14 protein-coding genes are annotated in these 16,863 nt (G+C 59.4%); 8 read left to right on the top strand and 6 right to left on the bottom strand.

All coding sequences use genetic code 11. From position 1 onward, the window contains the following. The first annotated feature begins 19 nt into the window (after positions 1-19). Positions 20-2,761 carry an EAL domain-containing protein gene (locus GFER_RS17735; protein ID WP_052446269.1) on the top strand — a complete coding sequence of 914 codons (2,742 nt, stop codon included), beginning with the start codon at positions 20-22 and terminating at the stop codon, positions 2,759-2,761. On the opposite strand, the gene GFER_RS18255 is transcribed toward GFER_RS17735, so the two are convergent. Together GFER_RS18255 and GFER_RS09895 are read right to left on the bottom strand one after the other, a co-directional pair. Further along, positions 2,691-2,927, bottom strand: coding sequence for a hypothetical protein (locus GFER_RS18255; protein ID WP_040099062.1), 237 nt, complete (start codon positions 2,925-2,927; stop codon positions 2,691-2,693). The genes GFER_RS17735 and GFER_RS18255 overlap by 71 nt on opposite strands. Positions 2,928-2,982: 55 nt before the next feature. Further along, positions 2,983-3,408: a TraR/DksA family transcriptional regulator gene (locus GFER_RS09895; protein WP_200889312.1), complete on the bottom strand. Its 426-nt coding sequence runs from the start codon at positions 3,406-3,408 to the stop codon at positions 2,983-2,985. Between the two features lie 154 nt (positions 3,409-3,562). On the opposite strand from GFER_RS09895, the gene GFER_RS09890 reads away from it, so the two are divergent. Further along, positions 3,563-4,513 carry an RsmB/NOP family class I SAM-dependent RNA methyltransferase gene (locus GFER_RS09890; protein WP_040099059.1) on the top strand — a complete coding sequence of 317 codons (951 nt, stop codon included), beginning with the start codon at positions 3,563-3,565 and terminating at the stop codon, positions 4,511-4,513. Between the two features lie 63 nt (positions 4,514-4,576). Next, positions 4,577-4,906: a transcriptional regulator gene (locus GFER_RS09885; protein WP_040099056.1), complete on the top strand. Its 330-nt coding sequence runs from the start codon at positions 4,577-4,579 to the stop codon at positions 4,904-4,906. 30 nt (positions 4,907-4,936) lie between these two features. Here GFER_RS09885 and GFER_RS09880 read toward each other — a convergent pair whose 3' ends face one another. Both GFER_RS09880 and GFER_RS09875 read right to left on the bottom strand, forming a co-directional pair. Next, positions 4,937-5,395 carry a hypothetical protein gene (locus tag GFER_RS09880; RefSeq protein ID WP_040099054.1) on the bottom strand — a complete coding sequence of 153 codons (459 nt, stop codon included), beginning with the start codon at positions 5,393-5,395 and terminating at the stop codon, positions 4,937-4,939. 86 nt (positions 5,396-5,481) lie between these two features. Continuing rightward, a complete protein-coding gene (locus GFER_RS09875) occupies positions 5,482-7,362 on the bottom strand; it encodes an ATP-binding cassette domain-containing protein (RefSeq protein ID WP_040099052.1) in 1,881 nt (626 codons plus the stop codon). A 240-nt stretch (positions 7,363-7,602) separates the two neighbouring features. On the opposite strand from GFER_RS09875, the gene GFER_RS19120 reads away from it, so the two are divergent. Together GFER_RS19120 and wrbA are read left to right on the top strand one after the other, a co-directional pair. Continuing rightward, positions 7,603-7,818, top strand: a complete 216-nt coding sequence (locus GFER_RS19120; RefSeq protein ID WP_040099051.1) for a hypothetical protein — start codon at positions 7,603-7,605, stop codon at positions 7,816-7,818. Between the two features lie 77 nt (positions 7,819-7,895). Next, positions 7,896-8,513, top strand: a complete 618-nt coding sequence (gene wrbA, locus GFER_RS09865) for an NAD(P)H:quinone oxidoreductase (RefSeq protein ID WP_040099049.1) — start codon at positions 7,896-7,898, stop codon at positions 8,511-8,513. A gap of 76 nt (positions 8,514-8,589) precedes the next feature. Here the strand turns inward: wrbA and can are convergent, their stop codons facing one another. Then, positions 8,590-9,234 carry a carbonate dehydratase gene (can, locus tag GFER_RS09860; protein WP_040099048.1) on the bottom strand — a complete coding sequence of 215 codons (645 nt, stop codon included), beginning with the start codon at positions 9,232-9,234 and terminating at the stop codon, positions 8,590-8,592. Between the two features lie 231 nt (positions 9,235-9,465). On the opposite strand from can, the gene GFER_RS09855 reads away from it, so the two are divergent. The 3 genes from GFER_RS09855 to GFER_RS09845 are packed head-to-tail and all read left to right on the top strand — an operon-like array spanning position 9,466 to position 14,167. Beyond that, positions 9,466-10,659, top strand: a complete 1,194-nt coding sequence (locus GFER_RS09855; protein ID WP_200889311.1) for a 5-(carboxyamino)imidazole ribonucleotide synthase — start codon at positions 9,466-9,468, stop codon at positions 10,657-10,659. Continuing rightward, entirely contained in the window at positions 10,656-11,156 is a 501-nt protein-coding gene (gene purE / locus GFER_RS09850; protein ID WP_040099045.1) for a 5-(carboxyamino)imidazole ribonucleotide mutase, read from the top strand. The genes GFER_RS09855 and purE overlap by 4 nt, the downstream gene beginning before the upstream one ends. A 59-nt stretch (positions 11,157-11,215) precedes the next feature. Continuing rightward, positions 11,216-14,167 (top strand): insulinase family protein, encoded by a 2,952-nt coding sequence (locus tag GFER_RS09845; RefSeq protein ID WP_040099044.1) that lies wholly within the window; start codon positions 11,216-11,218, stop codon positions 14,165-14,167. A gap of 57 nt (positions 14,168-14,224) precedes the next feature. On the opposite strand, the gene hrpB is transcribed toward GFER_RS09845, so the two are convergent. Then, entirely contained in the window at positions 14,225-16,744 is a 2,520-nt protein-coding gene (gene hrpB, locus GFER_RS09840; RefSeq protein WP_040099041.1) for an ATP-dependent helicase HrpB, read from the bottom strand. Between the last annotated feature and the right edge of the window lie 119 nt (positions 16,745-16,863).

Here is a 16,863-nt window from a genome sequence, read left to right as displayed (position 1 = left end):
ACCAACCATTGAGCCCTGCATGATCTTGCCTGCCGTGGCCGAAAAATATTCTTTAAAACCTGCGCTGATCCTTCTGGTTCTCATAACAGCGGGGCTGGTGGGAAACATATTTGCGCCACGCCTGTTCATGGGCTTCAATTACCTTTTCGGCAGCATTGCGGTGCTGGTGATCCTGCGTGTTTATGGCCTTCTGTGGAGTGTTGTCGCGGCGCTCATCGCCGCATCGCCCACCATCTGGCTCTTTCATCACCCTTTTGCCCTTATCTGGCTGACCCTTGAGCCCCTCGCCATCGGACTGCTGCTGCGCCGCAATCCCAACGCTCCGAATCTGGTGCTTTTCAGCGCCATCTACTGGACTCTACTCGGCGTTCCCTTAATTTTCCTGTTTTTTCTCGGTGTGCAAGGCGCCGGCCTCGGGGGCACTTTGCCCGCGGCCATGATGTATTGGCTCATCGGCGTCACCAATGCCCTGGTGGCCAGCCTGCTGCTCAACATTCCGGTGGTCGCCGCCCTGGTCGGGTTACGAAAAAGGCTACAGTCGATCTCCCTGCGCCAGGTTATCTTCAACCTGTTGATGGCGGTGGTGGCGGGCCCTGCCATCCTTGTCATGATCCTCAATGGCCGGATGATGGAAAACCAGAGCCATGCAAATGCACTGAAGGTGATTGAAGACATCGCGCGAGTCGCGCCCCTGGAAATCGCTCTGGCCCTGGGCCAGGACCAGGAAACCCAGGCCCTCGGCGCGATTCTCGTCGATCTGGGCGCGGCGATTCCCGAGGGAATAATCATCAGTGTCTGCGATGTGCGGGGCGGCGTCCTTGCCAGTTCCTACCCGGCTATCCGCCCTGCCGGAGACATTCACGACCCCTTCTACAATAGCGATAAACTGCCTGTAGCGGCCGGCATATACCGCGCCATGCCTCGTTCGGACATTCCCATCCCTCTCTGGCAACGGGTACAGCGTTCTTCCCTGGTCCGGGAATCTCTCCTTGAATCGGCGCCGGAGTTGCGCCTGCTGATCGAAATGCCCCTTGCGCCCCATCAGCACCGCCTGCTCCAGCGCCAGACAGGCTCACTGGCCTTATTTCTCGCCCTGATCATCGCAGCGCTGATCAACGCCCTGTTTTTTTCGCGCTGGCTTGCCGCCCCTTTGTTTCAGCTTTCACGAGCGACCACCAACCTTCCGGCCCGCATCAACGACCGCGCCCGAATTGACTATCCCGAAACTCGCATAACTGAAATCGATCGATTGATCGGCAATTTCAAAGCCATGGGCGAGGTTCTTCAGGAAAAATTCAGTGAGATTACCAAGTCCAATGAAACCCTGGAGCGTCGGGTCCAGAAGCGCACCGAAGAATTGGAATACCTGGCCACCCATGATCCCTTGACGCGCCTACCCAATCGCAACCTGCTCCGCGACCGCCTGGAGCAGGCGCTGACCCAGCAATCCCGCCATGGAGACAGGATCGGCCTGCTCCTACTTGATCTCGACAATTTCAAGATGGTGAACGATACCTTGGGCCACACGGCAGGCGACCTGCTCCTGCAGCAGGTGGCACAGCGGCTATGTGGCAGCGTACGCCGGATGGACACCGTTGCGCGCCTGGGCGGTGACGAATTCGTGATTCTTGCCGCCGAGGTCCATTCGGCTGATGGGCTGGGCAAAATCGCACAAAAGGTGCTTGAGGAATTCGGGATCCCTTTCCTGTTGAGCGGACAGGAATTGTTCATCACAGCCAGCGTCGGCGTAACCCTCTCTCCGGACGACGGCCATGGCGCCGACCTTCTGTTGAAAAATGCGGATACCGCCATGTATCAGGCGAAGAAACTGGGGAAAAACAATTTTCAATTTTTTACCGGCGAGATGGATTTACGCATCCGCAACCGCCTTGATCTGGAAACCCGATTGCGCCGCGCCCTGGAGCGGAATGAATTCTTGCTGCACTACCAACCGCAGATTGATTTGTACGACGGTCGCATCGTCGGCATTGAAGGGCTGATCCGCTGGCAAAAAGAACCCCATGAGCTGGTGGAACCAACCGACTTCATCCCCATCCTCGAAGAAACCGGCCTGATTGTGCCCACCGGTGACTGGGTGCTGCAAACCGCCATTGGTCAGGCAAAACAGTGGGAAGCGGACGGATTCGGTCCCTTGCAACTGGCGGTGAACATCTCGGCGCGGCAGTTCTATCGTGAGAACTTGCCGGAAAAAATCCAGAGAATTCTTTCCGACAACGCATTTGACAGTTCGCTATTAACCCTTGAAATTACCGAAAGCATTCTTATTCAGGATATCGAAGAAAGTGTGAGCAAGCTCGGTGCCCTAAAAAAAATGGGGGTCAACATCGCGCTCGATGATTTCGGTACGGGCTACTCCTCCCTGGCTTACCTCAAGCGCCTGCCCATCGATGAGCTCAAGATCGATCGCACTTTTGTCGACGGCATCACCCATGACGCCAACGATGCCACCCTGATCGATGCGATCATCGAACTGGCCCACAAACTGGGCATGAAGGTCGTTGCCGAAGGCGTTGAGACAGCTGATCAACTGGCCTTTCTGAAACACAAGGGATGCGAAAAAATGCAGGGTTTTTATCTGAGCCGCCCGCTGCCGCCGACGGCCCTGGAAGATCTGCTAAAAATCGATGCCGAGCAAAAATCAGCCCGCGGAGAAGAACATCGAGCCGCTCTCAATCGCGCTTTTTGGGATGCACAGGCGTCTTCTCCACCGAAGGATCAGCATCTCGCGAATCGCCGGTGATGAGCCGGGCGCTTTTGGTAAAGGAGAGATAGGACCATAGCCAGGAGAACACGACGAACACCCGCTTGCGGAATCCGACCAGCGACAGGATATGCACCAGGCACCACAGCAGCCAGGCAAAAAATCCAGAGAACGTAAAACCCTTGAGAGAGGCCACGGCGCCCATATCCTGCTCATCAATCAATGATTTGCAGCATTACAGACGCCGAGGGCAAGGTTAGTCAACCCAGATTATTCTGCCGACGAAAACGCTCTGCGCGCTCGATCGATTCCTGCGCCTCTATAGAACATCGAGCCAGGGGCAGGGCCACCAGGCGGCGCAGGCCGATCTCCTCCCCGCTCTCTTCGCAAAAACCGTAGGTGCCCTCCTCGATCCGCTCCAAGGCCGCATTGATCTGCTCCAAAAGCTTAAGGTTACGACAACGTTGCTCGAAATCAAAGTGCTGCTCGCTTTCCTGAACACCCTGGTCGATGGGGTCCGAACTGCGATCTTTTTCGCGCCGCAGCCGCTGGAGGCTTAAGTAGTCCTCACTTTGTAGCATCCGCCGCCAACTCAGCAGTCGCTCCTGAAAAAAAGCCAACTGACGTGGATGCATGTAGGGTTCCTGCTCGCTGGGTCGGTAGCCGCTCATTTCACCTTTGCCCACAATAGACTCCTTTCTTTAAGGTATGGGGAGATCACCAACGGCATTAAACCCCCAAAACGTTTCTTCTGTGTTGGCAGGATGTAAATTTTTGATTTTCATTGGCACTTGCCGTATGGTAGCGGCAGATAGACATTTTCGTTTCGGAAGTCGATTCATGTCCCCTTCCCTGCCCGAACTGCCCGAGGAATTCACCGCCCTGCTGGCCCAAGTCGTGCCCGTCGCGCGACACAAACAAGTCATGGCCAGCTTTGCCGCCGTCAAGCCGGTAACCTTCCGCGCCAACACCATCAAAACCAGCGCCGCGCAGTTGCGCGCGGAATTGGAACAGGCCGGTTTCGCGCCGCGGCCCATCTCCTGGTGTCCCGAGGCTTTCGCCTTGGCCCACGAGGCCAAGCGGGCGCTGACTGAAACACCGGCCTTCTACGAGGGGCGTCTCTACATCCAGAATCTCGCCAGCATGCTTGCGCCCCTGGCCCTGGATCCCCAGCCCGGTGAGACGGTTCTCGATCTCGCCGCCGCGCCCGGCGGCAAAGCCTCGCAGATTGCGGCGCTGATGGGCAACGAAGGACGCCTCTCGGTGGTCGAGGCCATCAAGCCGCGATTTTTCCGTCTCAAAGCCAATCTTGACCAGCAGGGCGTTGCCATCGCCCGCGCCTTTCTCATGGACGGTCGCCTGGTAGGGCGCAAATGCCCGCAGATGTTCGACCGCATACTGCTCGATGCACCCTGCTCGTCCGAAGCGCGCTTTACGCGCCTTGATCCGCAAAGCTGGGGGCACTGGAGTCCGCGCAAGGTCAAGGAAACGGCGCGCAAACAGAAAGGCCTCATTGCCGCCGCCTGGACCGCCCTCAAACCGGGCGGCACCCTGGTCTACTGCACCTGCTCCTTTTCGCCCGAAGAAAACGAGAAGATAGTGCATAACCTGCTGCGCAGAAATGAGGACGCGGTGATCGTGCCCTGGACGCCTGCCATCGACAATCTGCAGGCGGGCCTGACCAGCTGGCAGGGCAAGGAGTTACGCCCGGAGGTGGCCAACACCCTGCGCGTGCTTCCGGATGGGATGATGGACGGGTTTTATCTGGCGAAAATCCGTAAAGCGGATTAAAACAGGGAGAGACGGCCTTGTCTGAGCTCTGACCGAACCGACGTCATCAAGGAGTCAGGATCAATGGCGAATTCTCCGCGCAAACCGACCACGCCGCCCGTGGCCCGCGAAACCATCCGCCACGCCCTCAGCGCCCTGCTCAGAGACGGCCGTTTCTCGGCCAAGGAAATCTCAGCGGCCTTGGGCATCCGCGAAAAGGACGTCTACAGCCACCTCGACCATATTCGCCGCAGCCTTCAGACTGGCGATGAAGAACTCGAAACAACGCCTGCTGAATGCCGCTCCTGTGGCTTTGTCTTCGCCAAACGGGAACGCCTCACGCCCCCTGGCAAATGCCCGATGTGCCGCAAGGAAGCGATCAGCGATCCGCTCTTTCGAATTGTCCGGGAATAGCAAAAAACCAGAAATAAGGCTGTAGTGGGATTAACGCCTGCGCTTTGCAGCGTTGCGACCGGAGGACAGGTTGTCGTAAAACCTGTAGCTGGCAACGATATGGAGCAGCAGAACCAACACCGAAAAGTAAATCAGGATTTCGATGTTGAGGATGCCTGCGCGGGTCAGAACATTAAGTACGACAAACTGCACCGTAAAACTCAACACCGCGAGAATCATCAGAAGAGTTGTTTTCTGTTTTGCAATCCCCGTGTCGTGCTTGACTTTTTTCATCACAAAAAACGTCGAGATCAGGGTGGCGCCGCCGATATAAAAAAACACATAGAGCGGCATCATTTCGCTGGCTTCTTCGGCCCCGACCAGAGCTTGAACAAGTTTCACGATGATGATGAACGCCAGAACATACGCCACATAGCCGATCAGGCCGTTGATGGCGTGGTTTGCGTAGGTATAGGCCTGGGCCGTCTTGCCTGCGTCTTTTTTTTTCATTCCACCACTCCTGCGGACAACCTGTTGTGCCCGGCAAATCTCCCATCAATTTTCAACGCACAAAACCCCAACCTCAGGGTTGTCGGCTATGCCAACGCCTCCAACTCCTCCCAGCGTCCGTAACAGACAGCCAATGCGTCCTCAACGGCAGCCAGCCGCGCCTGCATGGCGGCCGAATCGCCACCGCCGGCGCGGTAAAATGCGGGATCGGAGAGGCGGGCATGGATTTCGGCCTGCTCTTTTTCCAGTTCCTCGATGCGCCGCGGCAGATCCTCCAACTCCTTTTTCTCCTTGAAGCTGAGCTTGCGCGGGCGCTCCTTGGGGGAGCGCCGCTCAGGCTTGGCTTCTTCGGCTTTTTCCGGCAGGGGGATCGCGGGACGCTGGCGCAGCCAGTCTTCGTAACCGCCGACGTACTCTCCGACCCGCCCTTCTCCTTCAAGCACCAGGGTGCTGGTCACCACATTGTCGAGAAAGGCGCGATCATGGCTGACCAGCAACACCGTGCCGGAAAATTCGACGAGCAGATCTTCGAGCAGTTCGAGGGTTTCGAGATCCAGATCGTTGGTCGGCTCGTCGAGCACCAGCAGATTGGCAGGGCGGGTAAAGAGCCTGGCCAGCAACAGGCGGTTGCGTTCGCCGCCGGACAGGGTGCGCACCGGGGAGCGGGCGCGTTCAGGGGGAAAAAGAAAGTCCTGCAGATAACCCATGACATGACGCCGTTGGCCACCCACCTCGACCCAGTCGTTGCCTTCGGCGACATTTTCGTGCACCGTGCGGTTCTCGTCAAGCTGGGTACGCAACTGGTCGAAATAGGCGATCTGCAGATTGGTTCCGTGCTTGACCCGTCCCTGCTCGGGCGCAAGTTCACCGAGCAGCAGTTGCAGCAAGGTGGTTTTTCCCGAGCCGTTGGGGCCGATAATGCCCACCTTGTCGCCGCGTAAAATGGAGGTGGAAAAATCACGAATGAGCGGTTGTTCATCCCAGGCATAGGAGATGTTGTCGGCTTCGATCACCATGCGGCCGCTGCGCTCGCCCTCCTGCACCTGCAGGGCGGCTGTACCGCTGCGCTCGCGGCGGGCGCGGCGGTCGGCGCGCAATTGCTGCAAGGCACGCACCCGCCCCATATTGCGGGTCCGGCGGGCTTTAATGCCCTGACGCACCCAGGCTTCTTCACGGGCCAGTTTTTTATCGAATTCGGCCCGCTGCTTTTCTTCAGCGGCAAGCTGCTCTTCGCGGCGCACGAGATAGGTGTCGTAGTCGCACTCCCAACTTGAGAGGTGGCCGCGGTCCAGTTCGACGATACGGGTCGCCACGCGGCGCAGAAAGGCACGGTCGTGGGTAACAAAGACCAGCGTCTTGTCGCGCCGCTGGAGAAAGTCTTCAAGCCAGGCGATGGTTTCGAGATCCAGATGGTTGGTCGGCTCGTCGAGCAACAGAATATCGGGATCGGCCACCAGGGCGCGGCCGAGCATGACGCGACGCTTGAGGCCGCCAGAGAGCGTGGCGAACTGATCTTCGGCCGGCAATTGCAGGTGACTGATGACCTGTTCGGCGCGCTGATGCAATTCCCAACCGCCGGTTTCCTCCAGACGTTTCTGCAAACGTCCGAGTTCGTCGAGCAATTCCGGCGAGGTTTCCTGTGCCAATCCGCGGCTGACGCGATGAAAAGCCGCAAATAAGGCGGCCTGCTCCCCAAGTCCGCCAGCCACCACGTCAAAAACGTTGCCTTCAATCCCCGCGGGGACTTCCTGCGCCACCAGTGCGGTACGCAGACCCTGACGGCGCATGATCTCGCCCGCATCGGGCGGCAGATCGCCATTGATCACGCGCATCAGGGTCGATTTACCGGCACCGTTACGGCCCAGCAGGCAGATGCGCTCACGCTCGCCGATAGCCAGGGTTGCTTCATCGAGCAGGGGCGCCGCGCCAAAGGCCAGGGACAACTGGTGAAGGGTGATCAGAGCCATAATAAGTTCCTGCACATTGCTAATTCAGTCTCCATAAAAACAAAACTAAAAAAATATCTGTTCATCATGCACCGCAGGACAGGCATTTTGCCCGAATAGCGAGCAAGAGCGAATACTAAGATATCCGGAAACAGGCGACAAGTCCGCATTTTTTGTGGCAAACAACTAGGGCGGGTGGACTTCCGCGCCATTTACGCTATGTTTTTTTAAGGAAAAACAGACAGCTGGAGGTCAAAATACATGGCACGAAAATACCCCACCACCGAAGACAACCTCTGCACTAACCTGGAGGGTCATCCATTGCACATCTGCTCCCTCAACGCGGCCGGCCGCACCGAAGAGATCCGCAAACGGACCGACCAGCCGCGCTTTGCCTGCTTCAACTGCGGCGCCCGCGCCAATGAAGAGAAGAGCCTGTGCAATCCGACGCCGCTGGCGGGAGAAGCGGAAACCTGACCAAGAGCGCCAAAAAGCATGGAGCATGCGGGAATCAGAATGGGCAACCCGATGAAAAATCACAAAAGGAGGGCTTTATGAGCGTCAAGATCAATGTCATTTTTTACAGTATGTATGGCCACGTTTACCGCATGGCCGAGGCCGTCGCCGAAGGCGTGCGCGAGGTGTCCGGGTGCGAGGCCAATCTGCTCCAAGTTTCGGAACTGGTGCCTGATGAGGCCCTGGAAAAATCCGGCGCGAAAAAGGCGCGTGAGGCTTTTGCCCATGTCCCCACAGCCAAGGTCGACGATCTGGCCGCCGCCGACGCACTCATTTTCGGCACGCCGACGCGCTTCGGCAACATGGCGGCGCAGATGCGCAATTACCTTGACCAGACCTCGTCGCTGTGGATGAGCGGCGCTCTGGTCGGCAAGGTCAGCAGCGTATTTGCCTCGACAGCCAGCCAGCACGGCGGCCAGGAAACCACCATTACCAGTTTTCATACCACCTTGCTGCATCTCGGCATGATCGTCGTCGGCGTGCCCTACAGCGAACAGCGCCTGCTCAACATGAGTGAAATCACCGGCGGCACGCCCTACGGCGCGACCACTCTGGCCGATGCCGACGGCTCGCGCCAACCGAGCGAAAACGAGCTGGCCATTGCCCGCTTCCAGGGCCGCCATGTGGCGCAGATCGCCAAAAAACTCAAAGGCTGAGCGGTTTTCTCAGCACCCATAAAAAAAGCGCCCTGCGCGGGCGCTTTTTTTATGGAAAAAACTTCGTCGGCCATCTTCAGCAGCAATCACCCTCGCCCATACGATAAATGACCGGCACCTGCCCGGGGCCATCGACGCTCAGTCCGAGATCTTTGAGCAGGCCGTCGGACAGGGAATAGATCCAGCCGTGAACACTGAGGGAATCGCCGCGCGTCCAGGCATTCTGCACAATGGTGCTGTGCGCGACGTTGGCCACCTGCTGGGCGACATTGATTTCGCACAGTCGATCGAGGCGCTCTTGTTCGTCGGTGATTTCATCAAGGCGGCGGCGATGCAGGGTGTAAACATCCTTGATATGGCGCAGCCAGTTATCGATCAACCCGAACTGACTGCCGCCCAGGGCAGTCTTGATGCCGCCGCAGCCGTAATGGCCACAAACGATAATGTGATCGACCTTGAGCACCTCGACGGCGTACTGGATAACGGACAGACAGTTGAAATCGGTATGCACCACCACATTGGCCACATTGCGGTGCACAAACAGTTCGCCGGAATCAAGTCCAACGATCTCGTTGGCCGGTACACGGCTGTCGGAACAGCCGATCCATAAGTATTTGGGCGCCTGCTGGCGGCTGAGACGCCCGAAAAAATCAGGATCAAGGCGAGTGCGCCCCGCGGCCCATTCACGGTTTTTGTCAAAGAGATCTTGAAGTTTTTTCACTTTGTTTTCCTTTCACTGTGCGAAAGTATACGCCGAAGTACCAATCGAATCGGCATCCAGCCGCCCTCGGCAATTGCTTCTACGTTCTGAAAATGGTAAAAGGTGCGTTTCGGGCTTTTTGATCCCGCCGATCACAGACGCGCTATTTACCCTATCGTTATTCGCGTTTTTTACTATATAAAAGCTCTACAATAGCAAAGTCAAAGAAAAAGGGAGACGATCATATTCAACATGGCAGATATGAATTGGGAAAAAACGCCGCGCACGGCCAGCCGCCATCCTTACCCTCTCATGCGTGTGGGAATCATCGGTGGCGGTCAGCTGGCCAAGATGCTGGCCCTGGAAGCAAGTAAACTGGGCTTCTCCATCGACGTCCTCGATCCGGCCCCCGATGCTCCGGCCGGACGGTTGGCCGAACGCCAGGTGACCGGCGGCTATTTTGACGCCGCAAAACTGCAGGAACTGGTCGCAGGCTGTCAGGTGACGACTTACGACATCGAACACATCGATGCCGGCGAAATGCGCAGGCTCGAGCTTGCCGGCCACACCATCCATCCTTCTCCCGGCATTCTGGAAATTATTCAGGACAAGCTTCATCAGAAACTGGTTCTCGAGCAGGCCGGGTTGCCCGTGCCACGCTTTGAGCGCATGGACAAGCCCGATCCGACCCTTATGGAAGAGTTCGGTTTTCCCCTGGTGCAGAAGGCACGGCGCGGCGGTTACGACGGCAAGGGCGTTTTCGTTCTGCGCGATGCCGCCGAAGCCGCCCAGGCGTACACGGGCGAATCCATGCTTGAGAGCATGGTCGATATCGACAAGGAACTGGCGGTGATGGTGGCCTGCGGCGCCGGGGGAGAGGTGCGCTGCTATCCGGTGGTCGAAATGCTTTTCGACAACCGTTCCAATCTGCTGGATCTGCTTCTCGCGCCGGCCCGCATCAGTGCCGAGCAGACCGCACGGGCGCAGGAACTGGCCATGCAGGCCGCACAGGCTTTTGAAGGTTTGCGTGGCGTCTTCGGCGTGGAAATGTTTCTGACCAGATCCGGAGAAATTCTGATCAACGAAGTCGCTCCGCGCCCGCACAATTCGGGTCACTACACCATTGAAGCCTGCGTGACCAGCCAGTACGAACAGCATCTGCGGGCCATCAGCGGGCTGCCCCTGGGTTCGACGGAACTGCTTGTCCCGGCGGTGATGGTCAATCTGCTCGGCGCCCCCGGCGCCAACGGTCGACCCTGCATCGTCGGGCTCGAAGATGCCATGGCCATCGAAGGTGCGACAATCCATATTTACGGCAAAGAGCAGGTGCGGCCCATGCGCAAAATGGGGCACGCCGTCATCGTCGATCAGGATATCGATCAGGCCCTCGCCAAGGCCGACAAACTCAAATCTGTTCTCCATATCATCGGGTCGGAGGAAGCATGAACCAGCCAGCAGTTGGTATCATCATGGGCAGCGATTCGGATCTCCCGGTCATGGAAAAAGCCGCAGAGGCCCTCAAGGCGTTGGGCGTTTCTTATGAAATAACCATCGTCTCGGCCCATCGCACCCCGCAACGGATGTATGAATATGCGCAGACCGCCCAGCAGCGTGGTCTGGACGTGATCATCGCCGGAGCCGGCGGCGCCGCCCATCTGCCCGGCATGGTCGCCGCCCTCACGCCGCTGCCGGTCATCGGCGTCCCGGTCAATGCCACCACCCTGCAGGGCCTCGATGCACTGCTCTCCATTGCGCAAATGCCAGGGGGCGTGCCGGTGGCGACCGTTGCCATCAACAACGCCTTCAACGCCGGCATTCTCGCCGCGCGCATCCTCGGCATCAAACACCCGCAGATCCGCCAGGCCGTCCTTCGCTACATGGAGGAGCAGGAAGCGCGGGTGCTGGAAAAGGCAGCGGCACTGGAAAAGAAAAACCAGAACTAAATCGGATTTGTCCTGCAACATTAACTTTGTTTACCTATTTTTCTGGAAAGGATTTTTTCATGCCTGAAACACCCCGCGTCGGTGAACGCCTGCACGGTTTCGAAGTCACCGCGGTAACCCTGCTGCGCGAGATCAACATCACCCTCGTTGAACTGCGGCACCTGACAACCGGTGCCCACATGGTGCATCTGGCCAATGAAGATCCCAACAACCTGTTCGCCATCGGCCTGCGCACCACGCCCCGGGACTCCACCGGCGTCGCCCACATACTTGAACACACGGCCCTGTGCGGCTCACGCCGCTACCCGGTGCGCGATCCTTTTTTCTCCATGTTGCGGCGCAGTCTCAACACCTTCATGAATGCCCTGACCTCCAGCGACTGGACGCTCTATCCCTTCGCCAGCATGAACCAGAAAGATTTCTGCAACCTGATGGATATTTATCTCGACGCGGTGTTCTTTCCGCGCCTGGATGAGATGAATTTTCGCCAGGAGGGCCATCGCCTCGAATTCGCCGATCCCGAGGATCCGACATCACCGCTTGAATTCAAAGGGGTGGTTTACAACGAGATGAAAGGGGCCATGGCCGACCCCTCGTCTCTCATGGGACGCCGCCTTAACCGGCACCTGTTTCCCACCCAGACCTACCACTACAATTCCGGGGGCGAACCTGCCGAAATCCCCGATCTGACCCACCAGGCTCTGATGGACTTCCATGCCGCCTATTATCATCCGAGCAACGCCTGGTTTTTCAGCTACGGCAATCTGCCCTTGCAAGACCACCTCAAAACCATCGAAAAACGCGCCCTGGCCGAGTTTGAGCCACGCACCGTCGCCTCCAAGGTGCAGCCCGAACAGCGCTACGATGCGCCGCGGCGCAGCACTGAAACTTTTCCTGTCGCCAAGGACGAACCCATGGAGCGACGCTCGATGGTACAGGTGGCCTGGTTGACCTGCGACATTTCCGACAGCTTTGAGCGGCTGGCGCTGGATCTGCTTTCGGTTCTGCTGCTCGGCAATCCGGCGGCACCCCTGTACAAGGCGTTGCTCGATTCGCGCCTGGGCACCAATCTGGCGCCGGGATCAGGCTACCATGACGACTACCGCACCACATTGTTCGCCGCTGGCCTGCAGGGGACCGATCCCGAACAGACCGAGGCCATCGAGGCGGTCGTGCTTGACACCCTGGCCGAGGTCGCACGCAAGGGTTTCTCGCGCGAGCGTATCGAGGGCGTGATTCATCGCTTCGAGTTCGGGCACCGGGAAGTGACCGGCGACAGCTACCCCTATCCCCTGATGCTGTGCATGCGTATGCTCGGTCCCTGGATGCACTGCGCCGATGCTGTATCGCCGCTGCAGATCGCGACTCACCTTGACCGGCTGCGCAAAGAGCTGGACGGCGGACCTTTCTTTGAAAATCTCATCCGGCGCCACCTACTCGACAACCCGCACCGCGTCACCCTGACATTGCGTCCCGACCCCCAGCAGAAACAGCGGGAAGAGCAGCAGACCGCGACGCGTCTGGCGGAAATCCGGGAAAAACTGACCCCTGCGGAAGAACAGGAAATCATCGAGCAGGCACGCCGTCTCAAGGAGGCTCAGGAAGCCGAGGAAGATCTCTCCTGTCTGCCGACCCTGGAACTCAGCGACATCCCCGCCGAGGAAGCATCGGTGCCTTCGACCCGCGGCACGCAAAACGGCCTGCCGGTGCAGTGGTTCGATCAGCCGACCAACGGCATCGGTTATTTCATTGCCCATCTTGATGCCGGAACGCTTGACCCCGCTCATCAGCCCTACCTGCCGCTATTCTGCTCCCTGCTCACCCAGATTGGCGCAGCGGGGCTGAACTACATGGAGATGGCCGAACGCATCGAAGCCGGCACCGGTGGCATCTCCGCATCGACGGAGGTTCTCGAAAACCCCGAGGACCCCAGACAGTTTCAGGCTCTGGTGCAGATCCGCGGCAAAGCGCTGGTGCGCAATCAGGACAAACTCTTCGCTATCCTCGCGGATATTTTCTCCGCCCCCGATTTCAGCGACAAAGAGCGCCTGCGCACAGTCCTCGGCCAGATCAAAACCTCCCTGGAAAACTCCATCCCCTCGGCCGGGCACAGTTACGCCGCCCGTGCCGCCGCGGCCAGCCTGAGCCCGGCCGCGCGCCTGCGGGAAACCTGGTCGGGACTGGAGCTGATCGCCCTGGCGAAAAAGGCGGCAGAATTGAAGGATGACGCCCTGGAGGAGTTCGCCGCGCGCATGCAGACTATCGCCGGCGAACTGCTGCGCCGCAATCATTTGAGCTGCGCGGTGGTTGCTGAAGAACGCCATTTTGAAGAGCTGCGGCCAGCGCTCGGTACGTTTCTCGGCAGCATCCCGGAAGGAACGCAAAAAGCAGCGAACGCCCCGGCTTTTACCGCGACACCGGCGCGCCTCGGGGTGATCGCTTCGGTACCGGTCTCTTTCGTCACCCGGGTGTTCCCCACTGCGCCTTATACCCACGATGACAGCGGCGGCTTGCTGGTCCTGGCCAAACTGCTGCGCGCAGGCTACCTGCATCGCGAAGTTCGGGAAAAGGGCGGTGCCTATGGCGGCATGGCTTCGGCCAATCCGGAAACCGGTCTGATGTCTTTGCTCTCCTACCGCGACCCCCACCTGTCACGCACCCTGCGGGTCTACGACGAGGCGGCACACTGGGCGGCAGACGGACGGTTCAACGACCAGGATATTAAAGAGGCGATTCTGGCAGTCTTTGCCGATCTCGACAAGCCCCTGTCTCCCGGGGGCCGCGGCTTCCGCGAATTTGCCAATACCCGCCAGGGCTTGACCCTGGACATGCGCCAGGACTTACGCCGCAAGGTTCTGGCGACGGATCGGGCCACCTTGCAGCGTCTGGCGCAAACCTATCTGGTTGAAGGCCGCGCGCGCAGCGCCGTTTCGGTGCTCGCGGGAGAAGATCTCCTGCAAAAGGCCAATGGAGAGTTGGGCGAGGAAGGTTTGGAGATTCGCAGGATCTGAAAATTCTTTCTCACCGCAGAGGCTGCTGAGAACGCGGAGAAAAACGGTTTTTATTTTTCATTTGCGTTTCGTAAACCGTGTCGCGGTCGCGTTCCAGGGGTCATCAGGCCAGGGATGTCTGGGATAACGGCCGGACAGCTCCTTTTTTACCTCGGGATAGACGTTGTCCCAAAAGCTGCACAGATCCTGTGTCACGGCCAGGGGCCGCCGGGCGGGCGAGAGCAGATGGATGAGTACCGGCACCCGCCCTCCGGCCAGACGCGGGGTTTGCGCCAGGCCGAAAAGCTCTTGCAGCTTGACGGCAAGTACCGGCGGGCCATCTGCCTGGTAGTCCAGCCGGATGCGTGAGCCGCTGGGCACTTCCAGGTGGGTGGGGGCCAGGCGCTCCAGACGTTGGCGCCGCGACCAGTCAAGCAGGCTGTGCATGGCCGTCAGGGGATCAAGCCGCGCCAGGTCGGCACGGCTGCGGCAAGCACCAAGAAAAGGCGCGAGCCAGGTGTCGAGGCGTTCAAGCAGGGCCTCCGGCGAGACCTCGGGCCAGCCACCCTCTGCATCCGCGCGGGCAACAAATTCCAGCCTCGCCAGAAACTGCCGACTTTCTTTCGTCCAACCCAGGGCATCCAAACCCAGACGGCGCACTCCCTCAAGCAGTGCCTCAGACTGTTCTTCTGCGCTTGGCGCAACACTGCGCTCGCGCAACACCAGCGCCTCCAGCCCCTGAATTTCGCGCGCAACCACCCGCTCCTCGCGCTCGCTCCAGTGCACTTCGCGTCGCCAGACTAGCCGATGAGCAAACTCATCCTCAATGATCTCGCGCGTCAAACGGCTGGCCAGACGAATTTCACCTTCGCTGCGCTGGCCGCCGAAAATCTCCACCGCCACCAGAAAAGGTGGTGATTGCAGTGCCGAATGCCGTGACAGACGTGCGCCGCGCCCGTTGGCCAAGAGATAACGATCCGTTTCGGCGCCGCGCCGCTGCGCGATGCGGTCGGGATAGGCCGCCCCCAGCAGTCTCCCCAGCAGATCAACGGAAACGCTTTCCCTATCTTCGCCGCCGCCCAGGCGTTTACGCCAATAGCGTGCCGCGCGCTTCACACTGCGCAAAGCACCCTCGTCTACGCCGATCGGCACCCCTTGGTCGGCGTCGCGCCGCCGCAGCAAGGCCGCAATACGCGCCGAGAAATCCGAATCGGCGGCGTGGCTGGGCTGCCCCAGGCCACGCAGAACGTCGCGCTCGGCAAGCAGCGCCGCCAAGTCGCAGGCCAGTCGAGGAACCCCGAGAGCGCGACCACGCAGCATGAGATTGGCCAAGCGCGGATGGGCGCCCAGATCACTGAGCGCCAAGCCGTGCGCGGTGATACGCCCCCCGGCATCCAAAGCGCCCAACTCGCGCAGCAACGCGCGCGCCCCGGCCAGGGTGCCGGTAGGCGGAGAATCGAGCCAGCTCAGACTCTGCACCTCAACAATCCCCCAGCGCGCCAATTCCAGGGCCAGTTCCGCAAGATCGGCGTGACGGATTTCCGGCGGGGTGAAGGGCAAAAGGCTACCCTGGGTTGCCGGACTCCACAGGCGATAGCAGACTCCCGGCCCCAGTCGTCCCGCACGCCCAGCCCTTTGCTTGGCCGAGGCCGCGGAGATACGTCCCGTTTCCAGGCGCGTCAAACCGCTTGCCGCCTCAAAGCGCGCCTGTCGCGCCAGACCACTGTCGACCACTACCCGCACCCCCTCGATGGTCAAACTGGTTTCGGCAATGTTGGTGGCCAGTACCACCTTGCGCCGCGCGCCGGGCAGAATGGCGCGCTCCTGCTCGGCAAAAGACAGCTCGCCGTACAGGGGACAAAGCTCCAATTGGTGCGCGGCGAGAGATTGCGCCAGCAAGCCCTGACAACGCCGGATTTCTGCTACACCGGGCAGGAAAACCAGAATATCCCCTTCTGTTTCACCCAGGGCGCGCTGCACCGCGCGCGCCGTGACTTCCGCTACAGGGCCCTGGGGATCTTTGTTTAGATATTGGATGTCGAGGGTATGGCTGCGTCCCGCGCTGGTGATCAAGGGCGCATCACCGAGCAGGCGACTCACCGGCTCGGCATCCAGGGTTGCGGACATGACAAGCAGACGCAGATCCTCGCGCAGACCCTGCTGGGCATCGCGACACAGGGCCAGGGCCAGATCCGAATGCAGGTTGCGCTCATGGAATTCGTCGAAAATCACCAGCCCTACATCCTCCAGAGCCGGGTCGGATTGCAAACGTCGGGTAAGAATGCCCTCGGTCACGACTTCGATGCGTGTGCGAGGCGAAACGCAACGTTCGAAGCGGATGGTATAGCCGACCCTTTCGCCGACCTTCTCCCCCAGCAGCGCGGCCATGTAGCGCGCCGCATTGCTCGCCGCCAGACGACGGGGTTCGAGCATAAGAATGCCGCGTCCCGCCAGCCAGGACGCGTCAAGCAACGCCAAGGGCACACGGGTGGTTTTGCCCGCGCCGGGCGGTGCCTGCAGGACAACGGCATCCCGCGCAGCAAGCGCCTGGCGTAACTGGGGCAAAACAAGGTCAATGGGCAAGGAGGTTTTTTCCATAAATCAGACTCGGGCAAGGAAACTTTTATCCGAAGGAGGTACACTTAATTTGTCGGGTTGTTGTCTCAGAAATTTTTACCAGCGGAAAAAAATGTACCCTCGGGAAAAAAAAACGACTA

Source organism: Geoalkalibacter ferrihydriticus DSM 17813 (assembly GCF_000820505.1).
GTDB classification, from domain to species: domain Bacteria; phylum Desulfobacterota; class Desulfuromonadia; order Desulfuromonadales; family Geoalkalibacteraceae; genus Geoalkalibacter; species Geoalkalibacter ferrihydriticus.
The sequence above is the reverse complement of the archived record's forward strand: the minus strand, read 5'-3'. Positions and strand labels throughout refer to the sequence as shown.

Coding starts and splice junctions, on each gene's coding strand:
- purE (WP_040099045.1), top strand. CDS start 10,656: ATGAACCAGCCAGCAGTTGGTATCATCATGGGCAGCGATTCGGATCTC.
- wrbA (WP_040099049.1), top strand. CDS start 7,896: ATGAGCGTCAAGATCAATGTCATTTTTTACAGTATGTATGGCCACGTT.
- GFER_RS18255 (WP_040099062.1), bottom strand. CDS start 2,927: ATGGGCGCCGTGGCCTCTCTCAAGGGTTTTACGTTCTCTGGATTTTTT.
- GFER_RS19120 (WP_040099051.1), top strand. CDS start 7,603: ATGGCACGAAAATACCCCACCACCGAAGACAACCTCTGCACTAACCTG.
- GFER_RS09875 (WP_040099052.1), bottom strand. CDS start 7,362: ATGGCTCTGATCACCCTTCACCAGTTGTCCCTGGCCTTTGGCGCGGCG.
- GFER_RS09880 (WP_040099054.1), bottom strand. CDS start 5,395: ATGAAAAAAAAAGACGCAGGCAAGACGGCCCAGGCCTATACCTACGCA.
- GFER_RS09890 (WP_040099059.1), top strand. CDS start 3,563: ATGTCCCCTTCCCTGCCCGAACTGCCCGAGGAATTCACCGCCCTGCTG.
- GFER_RS09885 (WP_040099056.1), top strand. CDS start 4,577: ATGGCGAATTCTCCGCGCAAACCGACCACGCCGCCCGTGGCCCGCGAA.
- hrpB (WP_040099041.1), bottom strand. CDS start 16,744: ATGGAAAAAACCTCCTTGCCCATTGACCTTGTTTTGCCCCAGTTACGC.
- GFER_RS17735 (WP_052446269.1), top strand. CDS start 20: ATGATCTTGCCTGCCGTGGCCGAAAAATATTCTTTAAAACCTGCGCTG.
- GFER_RS09855 (WP_200889311.1), top strand. CDS start 9,466: ATGGCAGATATGAATTGGGAAAAAACGCCGCGCACGGCCAGCCGCCAT.
- GFER_RS09845 (WP_040099044.1), top strand. CDS start 11,216: ATGCCTGAAACACCCCGCGTCGGTGAACGCCTGCACGGTTTCGAAGTC.